The sequence below is a fragment of the Rubritalea marina DSM 17716 genome (assembly GCF_000378105.1).
In the GTDB taxonomy this organism is placed as follows: domain Bacteria; phylum Verrucomicrobiota; class Verrucomicrobiia; order Verrucomicrobiales; family Akkermansiaceae; genus Rubritalea; species Rubritalea marina.
In genome coordinates this window covers 53,746-71,181 of record NZ_KB899247.1, presented here as the reverse complement: position 1 = coordinate 71,181, position 17,436 = coordinate 53,746, and the positions used below count along the sequence as shown (strand labels likewise).

The 17,436-nt window shown below is 48.6% G+C and carries 14 protein-coding genes; 10 read left to right on the top strand and 4 right to left on the bottom strand.

The features are described from left to right. Window positions 1-98: 98 nt before the first annotated feature. Window positions 99-3,095, bottom strand: coding sequence for an alpha-amylase family glycosyl hydrolase (locus tag F454_RS16535; RefSeq protein ID WP_018968620.1), 2,997 nt, complete (start codon window positions 3,093-3,095; stop codon window positions 99-101). Window positions 3,096-3,133: 38 nt separating this feature from the next. After that, window positions 3,134-3,955, bottom strand: a complete 822-nt coding sequence (locus F454_RS0100300) for an HAD-IIB family hydrolase (RefSeq protein WP_083912821.1) — start codon at window positions 3,953-3,955, stop codon at window positions 3,134-3,136. 237 nt (window positions 3,956-4,192) lie between these two features. Here F454_RS0100300 and lysS point away from each other — a divergent pair, with 237 nt between their 5' ends. Beyond that, a complete protein-coding gene (lysS, locus tag F454_RS0100295; RefSeq protein WP_018968618.1) occupies window positions 4,193-5,665 on the top strand; it encodes a lysine--tRNA ligase in 1,473 nt (490 codons plus the stop codon). Between the two features lie 58 nt (window positions 5,666-5,723). Here lysS and F454_RS0100290 read toward each other — a convergent pair whose 3' ends face one another. Further along, the gene (locus F454_RS0100290) at window positions 5,724-6,320 is read right to left on the bottom strand and encodes an LON peptidase substrate-binding domain-containing protein (RefSeq protein ID WP_018968617.1); all 597 of its coding nucleotides are present in this window, start codon (window positions 6,318-6,320) and stop codon (window positions 5,724-5,726) included. Between the two features lie 475 nt (window positions 6,321-6,795). On the opposite strand from F454_RS0100290, the gene F454_RS0100280 reads away from it, so the two are divergent. From F454_RS0100280 to gatA, 8 genes are all read left to right on the top strand, one after another. Further along, complete coding sequence (locus F454_RS0100280; RefSeq protein WP_018968615.1) at window positions 6,796-8,052, top strand: class I SAM-dependent RNA methyltransferase; 1,257 nt, start codon at window positions 6,796-6,798, stop codon at window positions 8,050-8,052. Window positions 8,053-8,062: 10 nt separating this feature from the next. Next, on the top strand, window positions 8,063-8,548 hold the full coding sequence (locus F454_RS0100275; RefSeq protein ID WP_018968614.1) for a low molecular weight protein-tyrosine-phosphatase: 486 nt from the start codon (window positions 8,063-8,065) through the stop codon (window positions 8,546-8,548). Window positions 8,549-8,593: 45 nt separating this feature from the next. Next, window positions 8,594-9,319, top strand: a complete 726-nt coding sequence (locus F454_RS0100270) for a YdjY domain-containing protein (protein ID WP_156817050.1) — start codon at window positions 8,594-8,596, stop codon at window positions 9,317-9,319. 10 nt (window positions 9,320-9,329) lie between these two features. After that, window positions 9,330-10,484 carry a prenyltransferase/squalene oxidase repeat-containing protein gene (locus F454_RS0100265; RefSeq protein ID WP_018968612.1) on the top strand — a complete coding sequence of 385 codons (1,155 nt, stop codon included), beginning with the start codon at window positions 9,330-9,332 and terminating at the stop codon, window positions 10,482-10,484. A gap of 297 nt (window positions 10,485-10,781) precedes the next feature. Continuing rightward, complete coding sequence (locus tag F454_RS0100260) at window positions 10,782-11,294, top strand: hypothetical protein (protein WP_018968611.1); 513 nt, start codon at window positions 10,782-10,784, stop codon at window positions 11,292-11,294. Window positions 11,295-11,315: 21 nt separating this feature from the next. After that, window positions 11,316-12,206 (top strand): hypothetical protein, encoded by an 891-nt coding sequence (locus F454_RS0100255; protein ID WP_018968610.1) that lies wholly within the window; start codon window positions 11,316-11,318, stop codon window positions 12,204-12,206. 108 nt (window positions 12,207-12,314) lie between these two features. Further along, entirely contained in the window at window positions 12,315-12,602 is a 288-nt protein-coding gene (gatC, locus tag F454_RS0100250) for an Asp-tRNA(Asn)/Glu-tRNA(Gln) amidotransferase subunit GatC (protein ID WP_018968609.1), read from the top strand. 62 nt (window positions 12,603-12,664) lie between these two features. Further along, window positions 12,665-14,086, top strand: a complete 1,422-nt coding sequence (gatA, locus tag F454_RS0100245; RefSeq protein WP_018968608.1) for an Asp-tRNA(Asn)/Glu-tRNA(Gln) amidotransferase subunit GatA — start codon at window positions 12,665-12,667, stop codon at window positions 14,084-14,086. Window positions 14,087-14,167: 81 nt separating this feature from the next. Here gatA and F454_RS0100240 read toward each other — a convergent pair whose 3' ends face one another. Further along, window positions 14,168-14,518 (bottom strand): RidA family protein, encoded by a 351-nt coding sequence (locus F454_RS0100240; protein ID WP_018968607.1) that lies wholly within the window; start codon window positions 14,516-14,518, stop codon window positions 14,168-14,170. A 133-nt stretch (window positions 14,519-14,651) separates the two neighbouring features. Here F454_RS0100240 and F454_RS0100235 point away from each other — a divergent pair, with 133 nt between their 5' ends. Then, on the top strand, window positions 14,652-17,426 hold the full coding sequence (locus F454_RS0100235) for a PD-(D/E)XK nuclease family protein (RefSeq protein WP_083912820.1): 2,775 nt from the start codon (window positions 14,652-14,654) through the stop codon (window positions 17,424-17,426). Window positions 17,427-17,436: the final 10 nt, after the last annotated feature.

Sequence of the window (17,436 nt, the reverse complement as noted above, 5' to 3'; positions counted from 1 at the left end):
ATCATTGCATCACATCGAGTCCGTCTTTCTCATGAATAAAAAAACCAACCTCACATCAAGCGAGGTTGGTACAGCGTTCTCAGAGCTTAGGAATTAGCTTAGATTCCTGGCCCATCAATATTACTGATCCACACCGCCTGGTATGGATCGAGCTCAATGAACTCGGTGCCTTCAACTACTTCATTACCAGTCAGAAGGTCGACCCATGTCTCGGTAAGAATGAGATTGAGTTCTACTACCGGGATGGACTGTTTTCTATCTGAAATATTATGCACAGCGAAGACTGACTGAGTACGGTCAAGGCTCTCCCTCCAGAATGCCAAGACACCCTTTCCGAAATGCAAGGTATATTGAGTTGCATTTGGGTGGAAGGCTGGCTGCCTACGGCGCACTTTAATCATGTGCTTCAGCGCATCAAAAACCTCTCGATGGTGAGTCTCACCAGCATCCAGTTTCTCCTCCAATTCATCAGCTCGCCAATTGTGGCGATTGATGGAACGCAGTTCACCAGTATTGGCAACGCCTTGGAGGTCGTTTTCAGTACCTACGAGGCTGTGAATGTAGAAAGCTGGCACGCCTTCGAGAGCTAGCATGATAGTATGCGCACAAAGGTAGCGCTGCACCTGCCATTGATCTCGAGCGCCACCTATCTTCCCTGCCATTGCGCTGAATAGTGAAATGTTTGCCTCATACGGTTTTAGCGTACCATCTGGCATCTTACGCATCGAAATCTCACCACCAAACGAGCAAAGTGTGTCGGTAAGACCCTTCAGCTCCTTCTCACTTAACAAACCTTCTGCTGGTCTCAACCCGATGCCATCATGTGAAGCGATGAAATTAAAGTAAGAGCGACCGCGTCGAGCCGGCGGCATCGACATCATCCAGGTCTTCAAATGACGACAATCCCCACTGAGCAATGTGTTCACTAACAATGGCGGAAGTGAGAAATTATAGATCATATGAGCCTCGTTATCATTGCCAAAGTAGGAAAGATTCTCCTTATTAGGCACATTGGTCTCAGTGATCACAATAGCTTCAGGTTCCAGCGTCTCAAGCACCACGCGGAGCAACTTAATGATTTCATGAGTTTGCTCTAGGTGCACACAAGTCGTACCTGATTCTTTCCAAAGAAACGCGATGGCATCCAGTCGGAACACCTTCACCCCTTGATCCAAATAAAGTCTGATGATCTTGATGAACTCCATCAACAAATTGGGATTCTTGAAATTAAGATCCACCTGATCAGGGCTAAAGGTACACCACACTTCTTTCTCACCCTCATTGGTTTCGTAAGTGGTGAGCAATGGATGCGGTCGAGGCCTTACCACATTGGAAATGTCATCATAATCATCTCCCATGACAAAGTAATCTTTGCCAGGGTTCTCCCCTTTGAGGAAGTTTTGGAACCATGGTGACTCACTAGAACAATGATTGATCACCAAGTCTGCCATCACCTTGAAATCACTGCTCAAGTCTTTAATGTCAGACCATTGCCCGAATTCCTTTTTTACCTTGGTGTAGTCCACCACCGAGAATCCGTAATCGGATGTGAATGGGCAAAATGGTAGGATATGAACCCCACTGGTAACCCCACGTAGATGCTCTTTAAAAACCTTCTTCAAGGTCTCTAGTGGCATTTCACCTTCGCGCACAATCGAATCAGCATAAGTAATTGTGTAAACATCACCCTGATCCCATTTATCGCCTATCGAGTGAGATTCTAATGCTGCTTTCTTTAAGCCAGCGATGTCCATTACCTCATCAGTAAGATCGTCGACATTGTGGTCAGAATAAACGCGCTGAATATGGCGCTTCACCTTCTGGCGCACCTGCTGCACTTTCGGATGATTGCTTTGATCGTAGCTTGAAGAACCAAATTCCTCCATATCCGCGTCAACCGCATCAATAATCTGCTCCATAATATCTGGGAAGGCTGACTGAACGCGGTTCCAGCTGGGCATGAACGGAGTCTCCATCGATTTCTCAGGATTCAGGAAATCATGACCAGCCTGCATCACGGTCTCGGCAAAGTTCTCTACCGCAAGCCCTTCAGTGTGGCGGTCATACTTCAAGCCATTGATGACGGCATCATTGTGGTAGCTATCCACCATATCTAAGGCAATACGGTAATACGCAGCCTTGATCGTTCGAATGCGCTCAGGAGAAAAGACCTCCCCTTGTGTCGCCATCTTGCGGTATAAGGACTTTGCAATGTCGTTACTCATCTTCGAAAGCCCACGAGTCTTATCTTCTAATGACAAGTCTTGGTGCTTGTGATCATAAATATCAGCAATGTCTACCTGGCAAATTTGATTGTTGGCGTAGTTGCGGTGCATCTCCGAAAGTGTGCCCATTTCCAAGCCCCAGTCTGAGGGGATGCGGATGTCTTCAATCACATCCTTGGTAAGCGAGAACTCACCCGCCAGCGGATATCGGAAACTATCCAAATAATTGAGATAGTCATTGGCCCCACATACCTTCTTTAAGGCTCGCAACAATGGAGTAACCAAAAGTCGGCAAACGCGCCCATTCATCGCGTTATTGGCCACGCGTGCGTAGTAGCCTTTACAAAATTTGTAACTGAAAGATGGATTGGCCACAGGGTAAATCAAGCGTGCCAGCATATCACGTGAATACGTCGTAATGTCACAATCATGGAGAGCCACAGCGTCTGCCTTGTTTGATGCTAACAAATAACCGAACATGTACCAAACATTGCGCCCCTTACCGGGTTCCTCGGGTGCAAGACCTTTCTCCTGCAGCATCGCATCGATCTTTCGCATGCGTGGCCCATCATTCCAAATCACCTTGGCTTGCTGGGGTAGTCGGCTAAAAAACTCTAAAGCAAACTTGTATTGATCTTGATCTGCGCGGTCTAGACCGATGATTACCTGCTCAAGGTATGGCACCTGTGCAATCTCATCGATGATCTTCGATAGCGCAGGCCCTTCAAGTTCAGAAAAGAGTGATGGCAACACCAAGGCCATCGGCTTACGCTTGGCGAACTGCACGAGTTCTTGCTCTAACTCCTCTAGAGGGCGGGAGTTTAGCTGATGAAGTGTCGTGATGATACCGTGTTGATGAAAGTCTCCCATTGTGTCTCTATCTAGTTAGATTTTTTGTTTTATAAATGTTATTTCAAGATCTCTATGATCCCCTGTCCCCAGCCTGTCGAGCCGACAAATCTGGCGTAAATCGTATTTGGATTATTCGGTTTGATGTGTGGTCCATCCGCATGCGGGATCACAAGTGCTACATCAGCAGCTTCCAACATGGCTAGATCATTCTGGCTATCACCAACGGCTATCACCTTCCATTCTACATCTAGATCTGCGGCTTGAATTCGCTGCACGACAGCCTGCATACCTACTACCTTATCACTCATGCCCATCAAGTGGATGAACCGCCCCCCACGGATGGCACGAATGCTCTCAGACGTCAGAGCCTTGGTAAAGGTGTCCCACTCGGCCTCGTCCCCATGCCAATGGATCGGCTCAGTAGCCATGCGATCCATTGCAAGAGCAGCAGCTTCGGAGCTCAATCCGGTATGTTCGACCACATCACACACCTGCCAATCAGCAAACCCTTCAAATTTGTAGCCATGGGTATCACGTAGCTTGTGCGCGACCTGTAATATCTCATCGCGTGACTTTCCTAAATTTTGATAGGCATACCCGAAGGAATCGAGTGGATCACCTTCATGCACCATGGCGGACCTCCCCTCTAGAGCAATCAAACCACCATTTTCAGCTACAAGAGCCTGGCATTCATCTAACTCGGAAGCTAAGGCCCGAAGCTCCGCATAAGTTTTACTGGAATTCATCACCAGTGGGACGCCCATCTGACGCATGGTAGTAAGAGCGCCTTCCGCTCCCGAATAACTATAATCCTCATCTAGAAGTGAACTATCTAGATCTGTTACTACCAAGTATCGAGTATTTTGCTTTGTCCCCATAGAACGATTGTGTGTTTCCAGTTTCTATCAACCAGACCACTTATAGGCTATCAGCAACTAGCATACCAACTCGTACTAACATAAAAACAAATTTGCCACAAGATTGGCTTATTTTGCTCCATCTACAAGTAAATGAACAGAGCACGCTGTGCTGTGACATCGTGATTCAAAGACCCTTGAACCTCCACATCAATTGCGGCTTGCAAATCAAGGATCTCCACGTAATCTGCCCGCCCTATGAGCGAGCAAAACGCACAGCCACAATCGACCGAAGCAGAACTCATCGCAGTCCGCACCGAGAAACTCGAAAAACTCCGCGAACTGGGCATCGATCCATTCGGTGGTAAATTTGACATCACCATCACTCCAGGTGATCTCAAAGCAAACTTCGAGGACGGCAAGCAGGTCACGATTGCTGGTCGCCTTCTCGCTATCCGTGATATGGGTAAATCCGTTTTCGCCACCATTGGCGACGTTCACGGCCGCATTCAGATTTATCTCAACAAGAAAAGTCTCAACGAAACAGAATGGGCTGCTTGGAAGCTCATGGACATGGGTGACTGGATTGGTATCGACGGTGAAACCTTCACCACAGGGAAAGGTGAACCTTCTGTCAATGTATCCAAACTTACGGTGCTTTCCAAAGCTCTCCGCCCAATGCCTGACAAATGGCACGGAGTGAGCGACCGTGAAACCAAATACCGCAAGCGCCACCTCGACCTCATGTCCAATCAAGAGAGTGCAGACCTATTCGTGAAGCGTTCTCAGATGATTGCTGAAATTCGTAACTTCTTGCACGAGCGCGGATTCCTCGAAGTCGAAACTCCGATGCTCCATGATGTTGCCGGCGGTGCTGCTGCTCGCCCATTCGAGACTCACCACAACGCGCTCGACATGCCACTCACCATGCGAATCGCTCCTGAGCTCCACCTCAAGCGCCTTCTCTGTGGTGGCTTCACCAAGATTTTCGAATTGAACCGCAACTTCCGCAACGAAGGTATTTCCCGCCGCCACAACCCTGAATTCACCATGCTCGAAGCTTATTGGGCATTCTCAGATTTCGAGCAGATGGCTGACCTCGTGGAGGAACTCACTTGCCACCTCGCTGAAAAATTCTGCGGCGGCCTTCAAATCGAACACAAGAATGAGGAAGGTGAAGTCGTACGCACCATCAACCTCGAGCGTCCATGGAAGCGCGCGCCGTACCACGAGCTCATCAAAGGGGTCGCCGGCGATGATTGGTTTGACCTCTCTGAAGAACAACACCGCGCAAAGTGCCAGGAACTTGGTATCGAGATATCCGATAACATGGAGGACTATGAAATCACCCAACAGGTCTTCGAAAAGCTCGTCGAAGAGCACAGCTTCGATCCATGCTTTGTCACTCACGTTTCTAAAGAGCTCATACCACTTGCTAAGATCAACCCTGAGAACCCTGAAGTGATAGACGTCTACGAACTCATCATCAACGGTCAAGAAATCTCACCCGGATACTCCGAACTCAATGACCCTATCCTCCAGCGTCAGCGCTTCGAGGAACAGGCCGGCGGTGAAACCCAAAACGTAGACAACGACTTTGTCGAGACGATGGAGTCAGGCATGCCTCCAGCAGGCGGCATCGGGATCGGGATCGATCGATTGGTCATGATGCTGACCGGTGCACCTACGATCCGTGACGTTGTACTCTTCCCTCAGTTGAAGAAAAAATAATCAAGCATTTCATCAAACTTGTAGGATCCCCATCGATGAGGCATCGGTGGGGATTTTTTTATCCTTCAAGCATCAATAATAAACGTTTCGCACGCTCACTATCAGAATCTTCCTCCAGGAAATAGCGCCGCATGCGTTCATCCCCCACTGAGTAATGTGCTATCACATTGATCACCCCCTCCAGGCTGTCAATCGAATCTAATTGTTTCAAAATCTCTCTACGGTCGTTCTTCACAAACTGCGTAATCTTTGACTCAAAACTGTCTTTGAGGAGTGAAATGATCACCTTAGCATCATCGGGAGTCTCACGAGTCATTTTGTGATACACCGCACGTGGGTATGACGGAGATTGCTCCCACGACACAATTCGGATGCGTTCTCGAGCTGCCACAATGAGGGCCGATCGACCATCTGGCAGAGCCTGATTGATCACTACTTCCACCACCACCGCTGTTCGGGTCGGAGCCTCCGAGAGCCGACCATCTACAACTGGTAATACCCCAACGATGAACTTCCCAGTACTAGCTAGGGCATCCTTGAGCATCTCTCGATAACCTGCCTCAAAGATATGCAAAGGCATCGCATTGTTGGGAAATACTGAAACGCCGGGCAACAAGATTGCGCCAGCTTTGAGATACTGAGCTTCAACGACCATGCTCTACTATGCCCCAAAATAGAAGATTTTCCAATAAAGATTGAGCACTACAGGACCTAGCTAGCGAACCCTAATGCGTAAGCGAGTGCCACTCCAGTGGGAATAACCATAATAATATCCTCCCGTCCTCCAATAGGGGCTGGGATAATAATCACAATCGTACCACCAGTCTGGATAGTACCCCGATGTAGAAGTCCTTCCTCGGCGCTGATAAAAACGACGCTTCCCCCAGCTGGCACGCACAGGAAAAACCAATGCTGTCTCTTGCCGAGCCGTCGCCTTAGTCTGCTGTTTTTCCTGATCTGACTCTTCCAGCCCATTCGCAAACTTGACCACATTTCCATGGGCATCATACCATGGGGCTTCATCAGCCACAGCGAGGCCTGCCAAGATAGAGAAAACGATGGGATAAAAGGCTTTCATTCTGCCCCAAGATACACCAAACAATGCGCAAGCTGAAACAGATTCTCACACCATGCGACCACATAAAAAATTTGTCCCTTTCCCATTCGAATACCACCAAGAAATCGAAGTCACGGTCGAATCCCTCACCAATCTAGGTGTCGGTGTCGCCAAGGTAGATCTACCAGAGGCACAGCGTAAAGAACTTGATTCAGATGCCAAGTGGGTTGTGTTTGTGCCTTTTGCACTCCCTCAAGAAACGGTCAAAGTACGCATTTTCCGTAATGATAACAATTGCTCTCAAGGTGATTTGATCGAAATCATCGAGCCATCACCTCACCGTATCGAACCGAAATGCCCACTCTTCGGGGAATGCGGTGGTTGTCAATACCAACACTTAGACTACTCGACGCAATTGGAGTGGAAAACCCGCCAAGTTGGGGAACTACTCCAACACATGGCAAAGATCGACCACCCCGTCCAAGCTGCCATCGCCTCCCCCCAACAATGGAACTACCGTTCCAAACTCACCCCTCACTTCAGTAAACCGAAGAATGGGAAGATTGAAGCAATCGGTTTCCTACGCAACGGGCGCAGAAACTCAATTCTCGATGTGCCAAAGTGCCCCATCGCCATGGACCTGATCAATGATGCCATGCCCGAGCTTCGCCAACAGGCTCACCAAAATGCCAAACAGTATAAAAAGGGTGTCACCATGCTCATGCGCGCCACGGAAGGACGCGTAGAAACAAATAACCGCGCGATCGCTACAGAGCATGTCGGTGACCTCGCCTTCAACTTCCTTGCAGGAGATTTCTTCCAAAACAACCCATTCATCCTTCCAGCATTTACCGAGTACGTCGCCAAGCAAGCCTCTAAGCATAACGCACAATACCTCGTAGACGCCTACTGCGGCTCTGGGCTCTTTGCCCTCACACTCGCGTCGAGCTTCAAGCAAGTTGCGGGTGTCGAAGTCAGCGAGACTGCCGCCGATTGGGCACGTGCCAATGCGCGCCAAAACAACATCGAAAATGTGAGCTTTTTAGCCTCTAGCGCTGAAGCAATTTTCGCCGACATCAACTTCCCAGCCGACGAAACTGCCGTAGTCATCGACCCCCCACGCAAGGGCTGTAATGAAGAATTCCTCAGACAGCTCTTCGCTTTTGGTCCGTCCCGCTGCGTCTACGTATCCTGTAACCCCTCAACCCAGATGCGCGACCTTCAGCACTTTATTGATGCTGGATACATACTGGAAGAAGTGCAACCATTCGACCTCTTTCCTCAAACGCGTCACCTCGAATGTGTCGCTGTTCTCAGTAAAGGTTCCTAGACCCAACACCATGACCCGCATTCTCTTCGTTTGTCTCGGTAATATTTGCCGATCCCCTGCCGCCGAAAACATTCTGCGTCACTTAACACATGAACTTGACTGCGCTCAGTCGTTCGAAATTGACTCTGCTGGCACCGCAGGTTGGCATAAGGGGAAAAGCCCAGACTCACGGATGAGTGCCACCTTAACTGAGCGCCAAGTCCCTGTGACTGGATCCGCTAGACAGTTTTCTAAAGATGACTTTCAGGCATTCGATCTCATTCTTACCATGGATGATGATAATTACTCAGCAGTCACTTTCATGGATCAAAAGGGAAAATACTCGGATAAAGTAAAGAAGTTTACCAGCTTCTGTACCGAGCACCAACATGCTCAAGTTCCCGATCCATACTATGGCGGTCAAGAAGGTTTCAATCTCGTGGCTGACATGCTAGAGGACGGCTGCCGCGAGATCATCAGACGCTATTCTCCTATTGCCAAAGATTCGCAGGAATAAGTTTCCCCCTTGCCACATCGTAGCATAGGTCTCATGAATGGTAGTATGAATTTCCTCACTCGTTGCGTCTACGCTGGCGCTATCTCGACGCTATGGTATTTACCTGCCCTAGCTGAAGACAGCAAAGCTGATACACCGCCGAAAGTCGAACAGCTCAGTGAGTCGCTTTACCAAATGGGTAAGATTCAATTCAACAGTGCCAAGAAAGAGATCTACATACCCTGTGTCTTGAAGCACGACAAAGTCATTATTGAATACGTTCTGACTACTGAAATGGGTAAAGTGCATGAGACTCTCTTTCTCACTGACATCAAGCCGTTCAACCTCAACGTGGTCCTCAAACTCCTCAGCTTTCAAGCGTCCAAGGAACTCTTCCCAGTACTCGATAAGAATTTCGTGGCTACCAATAAATTACACGAAGCGACTGAAGACGAAAAACGCCATTCTCGCTTCACCGTGAACGTGAGCTGGGAAAGCGATGGCGACACCGTCAACTTTCCTCTAGAAGAATTGTTCCTCCACACTGACGGCTCAGGAGCAACCATGCCACCTGCGCCATGGATTTACGGAGGATCCTACATGCACCGCGGCCGATTCAAGGCCGACATCAATGGCGATATTATCGCCATTTTAACTGACCGAACTGCCATGGCCAATTACTCTGGCGAGACGAGATCAGACGACACCCTATGGGTTCCAAATAAACCACTGCTTCCAGCGGTCGGAACTCCAATCACTCTCACACTGAAGAAAACAGAAACAAACCAATAAACTGAACACCATGATCAGCAAATCACTTCGCAATACCCTAGCTGTGAGCCTTGCTGCTGTTACTAGCCTCTCAGCAGCAACAAACCCTGAGGCTCCCTACCTCTCCCTCAAACTCGAAATGGAACACGCCATCGCCAAAGGCAATAAGTTCCTCAGGGAAACCCAAGAGCCAGAGGGCTTTTGGCGCAACAAAAAGATCCCAGCATACACCGCTCTCGCACTCACCGCCGCACGTCGCTCTCCCAATGCAGTGGATAACGACGCTCCTGAGGTAAAGAAAGGCTACGAATGGTTGGTCGCACAACAACATAAAGATGGTGGCATCTACGTCAAAGGGCTTGCCACCTACAACACCGCCACCAGCCTTACCTCCCTCGTCGCCTCTGGTCAACCCGAGCACAAAGAAAGCATCTTAGCCGCACGACGCTTCCTCATCAACCAGCAACAAGATTGGGATATCCGAGGTGAGACTGACAATGTCAATGACGGAGGAATCGGTTATGGTGGATCCTACCCGCACTCCGACCTGTCCAACACTCATTTCGCTGTCGAGGCAATCAAACTCAGCGAAGCATATGCTAAAGACACAGAAAAGCGTCAGCCAGAACTCAACTGGGATGCAGCCATTCAATTTATCTCGCGGACTCAGAACTTAGAGGAAACTAATGACCAACCAGGCATTAGCAACGATGGTTCATTCGTATACTTCCCTGGTAACTCCAAGGCTGGAACCCAAACTGAAAAAGATGGCCGCGAAACATTACGGGGATACGGCTCCATGTCGTACGCAGGCCTCCTGTCATTCATCTACGCCGACCTTGATGAAAACGATGTACGTGTTAAAGCTGTGAAACAATGGCTCAATGACAACTACACCCTAGATGAAAACCCTGGCCTTGGCCAACAAGGCCTATTCTATTACTACCAAGTCATGGCAAAGGCTCTCAACGCCGCAGGCATTGACACCCTAACAATCAGCGACGGGCAGTCGGTAGATTGGCGCAAAGAACTTGCTGGCCATCTACTCGGACTGCAAAAACCTGACGGTTCATGGATTAATGAAAACTCTCGTTGGTGGGAAAATGAAGCCGAACTCACCACTGCCTACGTCATACTAGCACTGGAGCAAATCTACGTCTCTATCCCACACGCAACGAAGAAATAATCCACTCCAACATTTCACACCAAAGCCAGCTATCTCAGAGATAGCTGGCTTTTTTTATTGATGATTCAGCCAATAAAGCAATGAGCTGTTAGCATACCACATTAAAATCAATACAGACATATCAAGGTAATTCAAATTTGGTAATTATGCAACCAGCCAATAAATTCTAGAACATCACGTCGCCACTGCGAATAAATCATAAAAATTATGACACATAATCATCATGAGTATCACATTTTTTTTCTTGAGTACCGCCCTCCTACTAGATAAGTGAAAGATATACTAACAAGTAACACTATGAGACTCCTTCCAATCCTTTCATTCATCGCTCTCCCACTCACATTGAGTCAATGTGAGCAATCTACGAAGACTGATACTACAGAGACTTCGAAAAAACCTAGCCTCCCACAGTCTTCCGACAATTCTTTGATTGAAGCGGATGCTGATTATATCGAATTCCCGCATCGAGCCATCTTAAGCAACAACAAAGGGAAGTCACTAGAAGTCAACATACTCGGACGCAGCAAGGACACTGTAACATTCTCAAAAGTCGGCTCCTCCCAAATTAATGAGTATCCCATCACTGAACTCAGCGATGAATCAGTTGAACTTGTGGAACGCTTTCCTGTGATAAAATACCGACCCACCACCGACGCATCATATGAAGACAAACGCATTTCATTTTTAGAAAAGAAGTGTGCCGAATTAGAAGCTGACATGGAACGCTACGCGCGTGGTTCATTCAAATACAAGTCGATTTCAAAAAAGCTAGCTGCCACTGAAGCAGAAATTAGCGATCTTAAAAAATAGTACTCAATTTCCCAAATTAACATGTTCAAATATCTTCTCATCCTCGCATGCTGCATCGCATTACCAGCATACCTCTACTACAATCAAGAGCCAGCTGAGGACACTCCGTCCTTGGAGCTTCCTTTATCATTGGATCTTGAATATGATGGCGAGCTAAAACATATCACAATACTTTCACATTCAAAAAACTACATCGAATTCCTCGATGAGAATCACAATAAATTTAAAGGTAAGAAACTACCTCATATTATCCACAAGAACGAGTTTAGTGACAGCTTGCAAGACACATTGAAGCCTTACAAAAGAACCTTGAATCAAGGCTATTTTCCTTCTGCAATTTCTATCGAAAAATCTAATGGAGAAAAGGTGATCGTTAATGCTCTAGCAAAAAACAACACCCACCTATTCTACTCCCTAGAAGTCAACCATTCAGAACTTTCTATTCCAATTGCTGAGCTCAGTGATGAAACTGAAGCTCTCCTTCATTACTTCCCTAATAACCGCAGGGATGAAAAATCGGCCCCACGTCGACGTGCGAACCTTCCATACAAAGCTACTCTATCTGCTACAAATGGAAAAGTCGTAGACACCGTCATCTATGTTCGCACAAAGGATGAAATTGTCTTTAGCATCAATGGGCGTTATGACATCTATCAAGCTCCAATTTCAAAGCTTTCTACTGATTCTCAAGACATTGTAAATCAACTACCCATCAACAACAACTACAAGGGTGACATCAACAATCACCGCAAACGCTATGAATTTGTTAAAAAGCGTTTAGATTCAAAGCTAGGCGATCAATCAAAGTTTGAAGAAGGATCACTCAAGTTCAAAGCCATCCAAAAGCAGGTTGATAAACTTACCAAACAGCTTGAAGATATCACACAGGTAATCGACGAGGTGATTAGTTAGTCTCAGTACATCAATCATTCTTTTCACTTGATGAAGCACTGATCTTAAAATCAGTGCTTCTTTCGATTAAGTATTGATCAATCCTGTGCTCTTGCCCATCTTCCCGTCATGGCAACTGAACACATCGACGTCAACTACGTGGCTAATCTTGCCCGACTCGAACTCACCGCTGAAGAGGCTGAAACATTCGGCAAACAACTCGATGAAATCTTAGGCTACATCGACAAGCTCTCTGAGCTTGATGTTGATGGTATCGAGCCCACAGCACATGCGTCCCCTGTATTCGACCGTATCAGAGATGATATCGCCCACCCCGGCCTTGAGCGCGACGCTTTCCTTGCCAATGCCCCGGATACAGCGAATGACCAACTTCGTGTACCAAAGGTCATCGAATAACGCGGTCTTCTAATCATCAACGAACAGCTAGATATCCATCTGTTACTTTTTTTCCAATAGACATGCTCTCTAACGAATCTATCACCTCTCTCCGCGCTAAACTTAGTGCCGGAGAAATCACGCCAGTCGAAATCATCGATGCACTCGAAGCATCGATTGCCGAACATGACAGCACCGTAGCTGGCTACATTTCCCACGACTTCGATGCAGCGCGGGCTGAAGCCGAGCAGGCTGACCTCAGCTTGCCTCTTGGCGGCATCCCGATTGCGATCAAGGACAACATCAACGTCAAAGGGCAAGCTCTCACTTGCGCCTCCAAATTTCTCGATGGAGCCTTTGATTCACCCTACGATGCCACCGTGATCACCAAATTGCGTGAAGCTGGTGCTATCCCACTCGGGCGTACCAATCTAGACGAGTTTGCGATGGGCTCCACCTGTAGCAACTCCGCCATCAAACCCACCAATAACCCACATGATCCGACTCGTGTTCCCGGTGGTTCCTCAGGTGGTTCAGCTGCAGTTATCGCCTCAAACACTGCGATTGCCGCATTGGGCTCCGACACCGGTGGCTCAATCCGCCAGCCAGCGTCGCATTGCGGCATTGTCGGGCTCAAGCCCTCGTATGGCAGAGTGTCTCGCTACGGTCTCGTCGCATTCGCTTCATCACTCGATCAGATTGGTCCAATGACTAAGTCTGTGGATGACGCGGCGCTGCTTCTCAATGCCATCACCGGATATGACCCAGCGGATTCCACCTCACTGGACGACGATAACACAGACTTCACTGCCAATATCGACCAAGGCGTGGCTGGAATGAAGCTCGGCATCCCGAAAGAGTACTTCAGCGAATCTATCGATCCTGCAGTCAAAGCCGTATTTGACGATGCTGCCTCCAAGTTGAAAGCCGCTGGAGCGGAGCTCGTGCCGATCTCCCTTCCTCACACAGAATACGCAGTGGCCACCTACTACATAATTGCCCCAGCGGAAGCTTCATCAAACCTTTCTCGCTTCGACGGAATCCGCTATGGCAACCGTGCCGAAAACCCAGAAAACCTCATCGACCTCTACCGTAAGTCTCGTGCTCAAGGCTTCGGAGCCGAGGTTAAACGTCGTATTATCTTAGGCACCTACGTTCTCTCATCAGGCTACTATGATGCCTACTACACCAAAGCCCAAAAAGTACGCACCCTGATCCGCAAGGACTTCACCGACGCTTTCAATGAAGTGGATGCTATCATCTCTCCAGTGGCTCCCACACCTGCGCCCAAGCACGGCGAGAATGCTGATGACCCACTCCAAGAATACCTTGCTGACATCTGTACGATTGCTGCCAATCTTGCTGGGATTCCCGGTATCTCAGTGCCGGCGGGAACTACCCAGTCCGATTCTGGATCCACATTGCCAATCGGCTTACAAATCCTCGGTCCAGACTTAGGAGAAGCGGCTATTCTCAGAATCGCCAAGGCGGTGGAGAATAGTTAGTCCTCCTATAGCCCCAGAATGTTCAAACAAAAAAGCGAGGGCTAGAACCCTCGCTTTTTTTTCATTCCTAGTCGCTGTCTATCACTTTTCAGCTGCAATGACGGAAACCTCCACGAGAAGTTCAGGTCGAGCCATTCTCGCTTCCACACATGCTCGGGCTGGCGCATGACCTTCAGGCACCCACGCATCCCAAACCGCATTCATCGCTGCAAAATCTTTCATATCACGAACATACACAGTAGCGGATAGCATGTGCTCACGATCCGAGCCCGCTTGCTCAAGCAAAGCATCTACCTTCTCAAGCATCGTCTGTGTTTGCTCTTCGATCCCTTTACTGGCGTCGGCACAGACTTGACCACATAAGTAGATAGTTCCGTTGTGCTTCACAATACGACTCATGCGTTGTTTGACTTCTTGGCGTTCAATTGACATGCCACGTTTCTACATCTAGCGACGTCTTGCTCAAGGAAGAATCTCCACTCCGATTATTTCAATTCCGCCATTGCCACGCCCTACCAATGTCCTAGGCTGTTTGTATTAATAGTGACCTATCAGTTTCTATCACATGACTACACCACCGCCGCACCTTCAGAATGTCTACCTGAATCCAGAGACTGCCCTACTTGACTCAACAGCACAGCACCTGCTAGCTCACGGGGATTCATTGAAAAGCTGTATGGTGGTCGTGCCCACCAGCAACTCAGGACGACAACTTAGACAAGCCCTCCCTACAATGGCGGGCCGAGCCATCCTAGCCCCATCAGTCGTCACTGCCGATACGTTCTCAGCCCCACATAAAGACACCAAGGTCGCTTCAAAAATCCAATGGTGGCACGCATGGTCCACCATACTTCGTCGAAGCTCCGAAGAGGTTCTCAGCCCACTTTTCCCAAACTTGAATGGGATTCAACGCGATTTTCGCTGGGGACTAAAGTCCGCTCAACGATTCACCAAGCTTAAAGACGAAATTACTTCTGTCGACCTAGGCTTCAAGCAAGTCGCTGAATATACTAATGAAGACGCCGAGCGCTGGCGTGCATTGGCATTCTTCGATCAACAAGTAAAAGAACTTCTTCACCATTGGCAGCAACATTGCCCAGCAGACGCCAAACGTTACGCAGCAAGTCACTGGAAAGCTCCTCTTGGGGTCGAAAAAATTATCTTAGCGGGCGTGAGTGACCTCCCGGTATTGGCTCAACTCGCGCTCTCAAAAACCGAGACTCCAGTCGAAATTCTCATACAAGCGCACGCACACGATGCCCAGCACTTCGACTATTGGGGGCGTCCAGCCCCAGATTATTGGTGCAGCAAAGTGCTACCTATCGAGACATCGCAAATCAGCGTTCACTCGGATGCCACGCAAGCCTGCGAAGCGGTACTACGTGACTTGCAACAAGTTGATTCTGTTGATCTAGCACTTACTGTCACCGATCGCTCCCTCGATACTCTCATGCGAGACAAGCTCCAACAAGCTGGTTGGTCTAGCTTTTCTCCCGAAGGAAAACCTGTGTCCAAATTGGGTCTCTGGGATTTTCTTAAAAGACTTCGTAAAGCGATATCTCAAGCTCATAGCTTTCAAGACATCCCAAACATTCTTAAAGCCCCCGAAGCCAGAACCTTACTCTACTCGCTGCAAAAACCAGTACAACTTGCTATAGAAATTGACCAACTCGCTAGCCGCCACCTTCCCCAAACATTTTCGCATGCCATTCATCATGCAAGTGGTCATCTCGAAGAAACTCTCACAGAACTCCAGGGCTTACTCGTCACCATCAATGAAGGCTCACCCGCCCGCGGCATGGAATTACTTTTCGACCGTATCGAGCGCTCAATTGACTTTCCCCAAGAATTGATCGATCCCTTCATCGACGCAATCGAATCCATCAAGGACCTCGAAAAACGTAACCTCGCCCCACATGCTGCAGAAGCACTTGATCTTATTTTAGCAAGTTGCGAAGGCATTAAAGTCGCAACAGAGCGAGCAGGCACCGTCGTCGACCAAATTGGTTGGCTTGAACTCCCCTTCACCCGTGAGCCAGAGCTCAAGCTGCTAGGCTTGCATGAGACATGTGTTCCCGAACGCCCTCACGATGATGGATTCTTGCCCGAATCACTGCGAACGAAAATCCAGCTCTATAGCCGCCAACAATTAGAAGCTCGCGACTCGTATCTATTAGAATCATCTATCCAAGCCCGAACGAACCATGGTTCAGTTAGCATTTTCGTTGCCCAAAGCAGCCCAAATGGAGAAGAAAGACAGGCATCTCGACTTCTCATGCGCTGTGGCCTTGAGGAGCTACCTTCACGCGTCCAACATTGCTTCCCTGAAGAATCAGAGGCAAAACCGAGGCTCCCCGCTTACCATGCTGGAGATTGGATCCTCAAATTAAATCAAAGCATCGAATGGCCAAGCGAACGTCAACTCACCATCAGTCCAAACCGACTCAAAGACTACCTGCTCTGCCCCTTCCGTTTCTACCTCCAACAAGTCGAATCATTCAAACGATTGGAATTCGATACGCAGGAGTTAGATAGTGCTCAGTTCGGCACCCTCGTCCACGATGTACTGGAAGAATTCGGTAAAAGCCCAACTCTCCGAGACCTTGATGATGTGGAATCCATCAGCAGTAGCTTCTCCAAGATCTTGGACGATCTATTCAAACAACGCTACGGAGACGAGCCTTCATTGCCTCTCAGCATTCAGAAAGAAAGTGCCTTACAACGCCTCCTATCTTTCGCACCACAGCAAGCTTCCTTCCGAAGTGAAGGATGGCGTATCAAGCACGTGGAGCTCGCCATCGGACTCAATGAAGAGGAAATCCCGTGGCAACTTCATGCCACACCAGTACGGATGCGTATCGACCGAATCGACGAAAACGAGCATACTGGTGAAGTTCGCGTGATCGACTACAAGACCTCAAAGAAAGCAAAGGAACCGAATACCGAACACCTTGAACCGATCCGCCACGGCGACTTTGGGGAGCATGTGCTGGGCGCTCCAATCCCTCCCGCAGGAAAAAGCCGACTAGAGCGACGCTGGAAAAACCTCCAACTCCCCCTCTACGCAGAGTTCGTACAACAATACTTGGATTTGGAACATCTACCAAAATTAGCATACATCTCCTTCCCAGCAGCCAGTACGGACACCGGAATCCGGCCCTGGATAGAATATGATGAGGCGCTCCATGAAAGCGCCATGGAATGGGCCAAAAACATTATCACTGCTATCAAACACGGACACTTCCCGATCCGTGATTTACCATCTAACGCTAGATCTTGGGATCGCTTCTCCGCGCTGAGCACCGAACCACTAGAACACGTATTCGAACTCGCAGACTAACTTCATCACG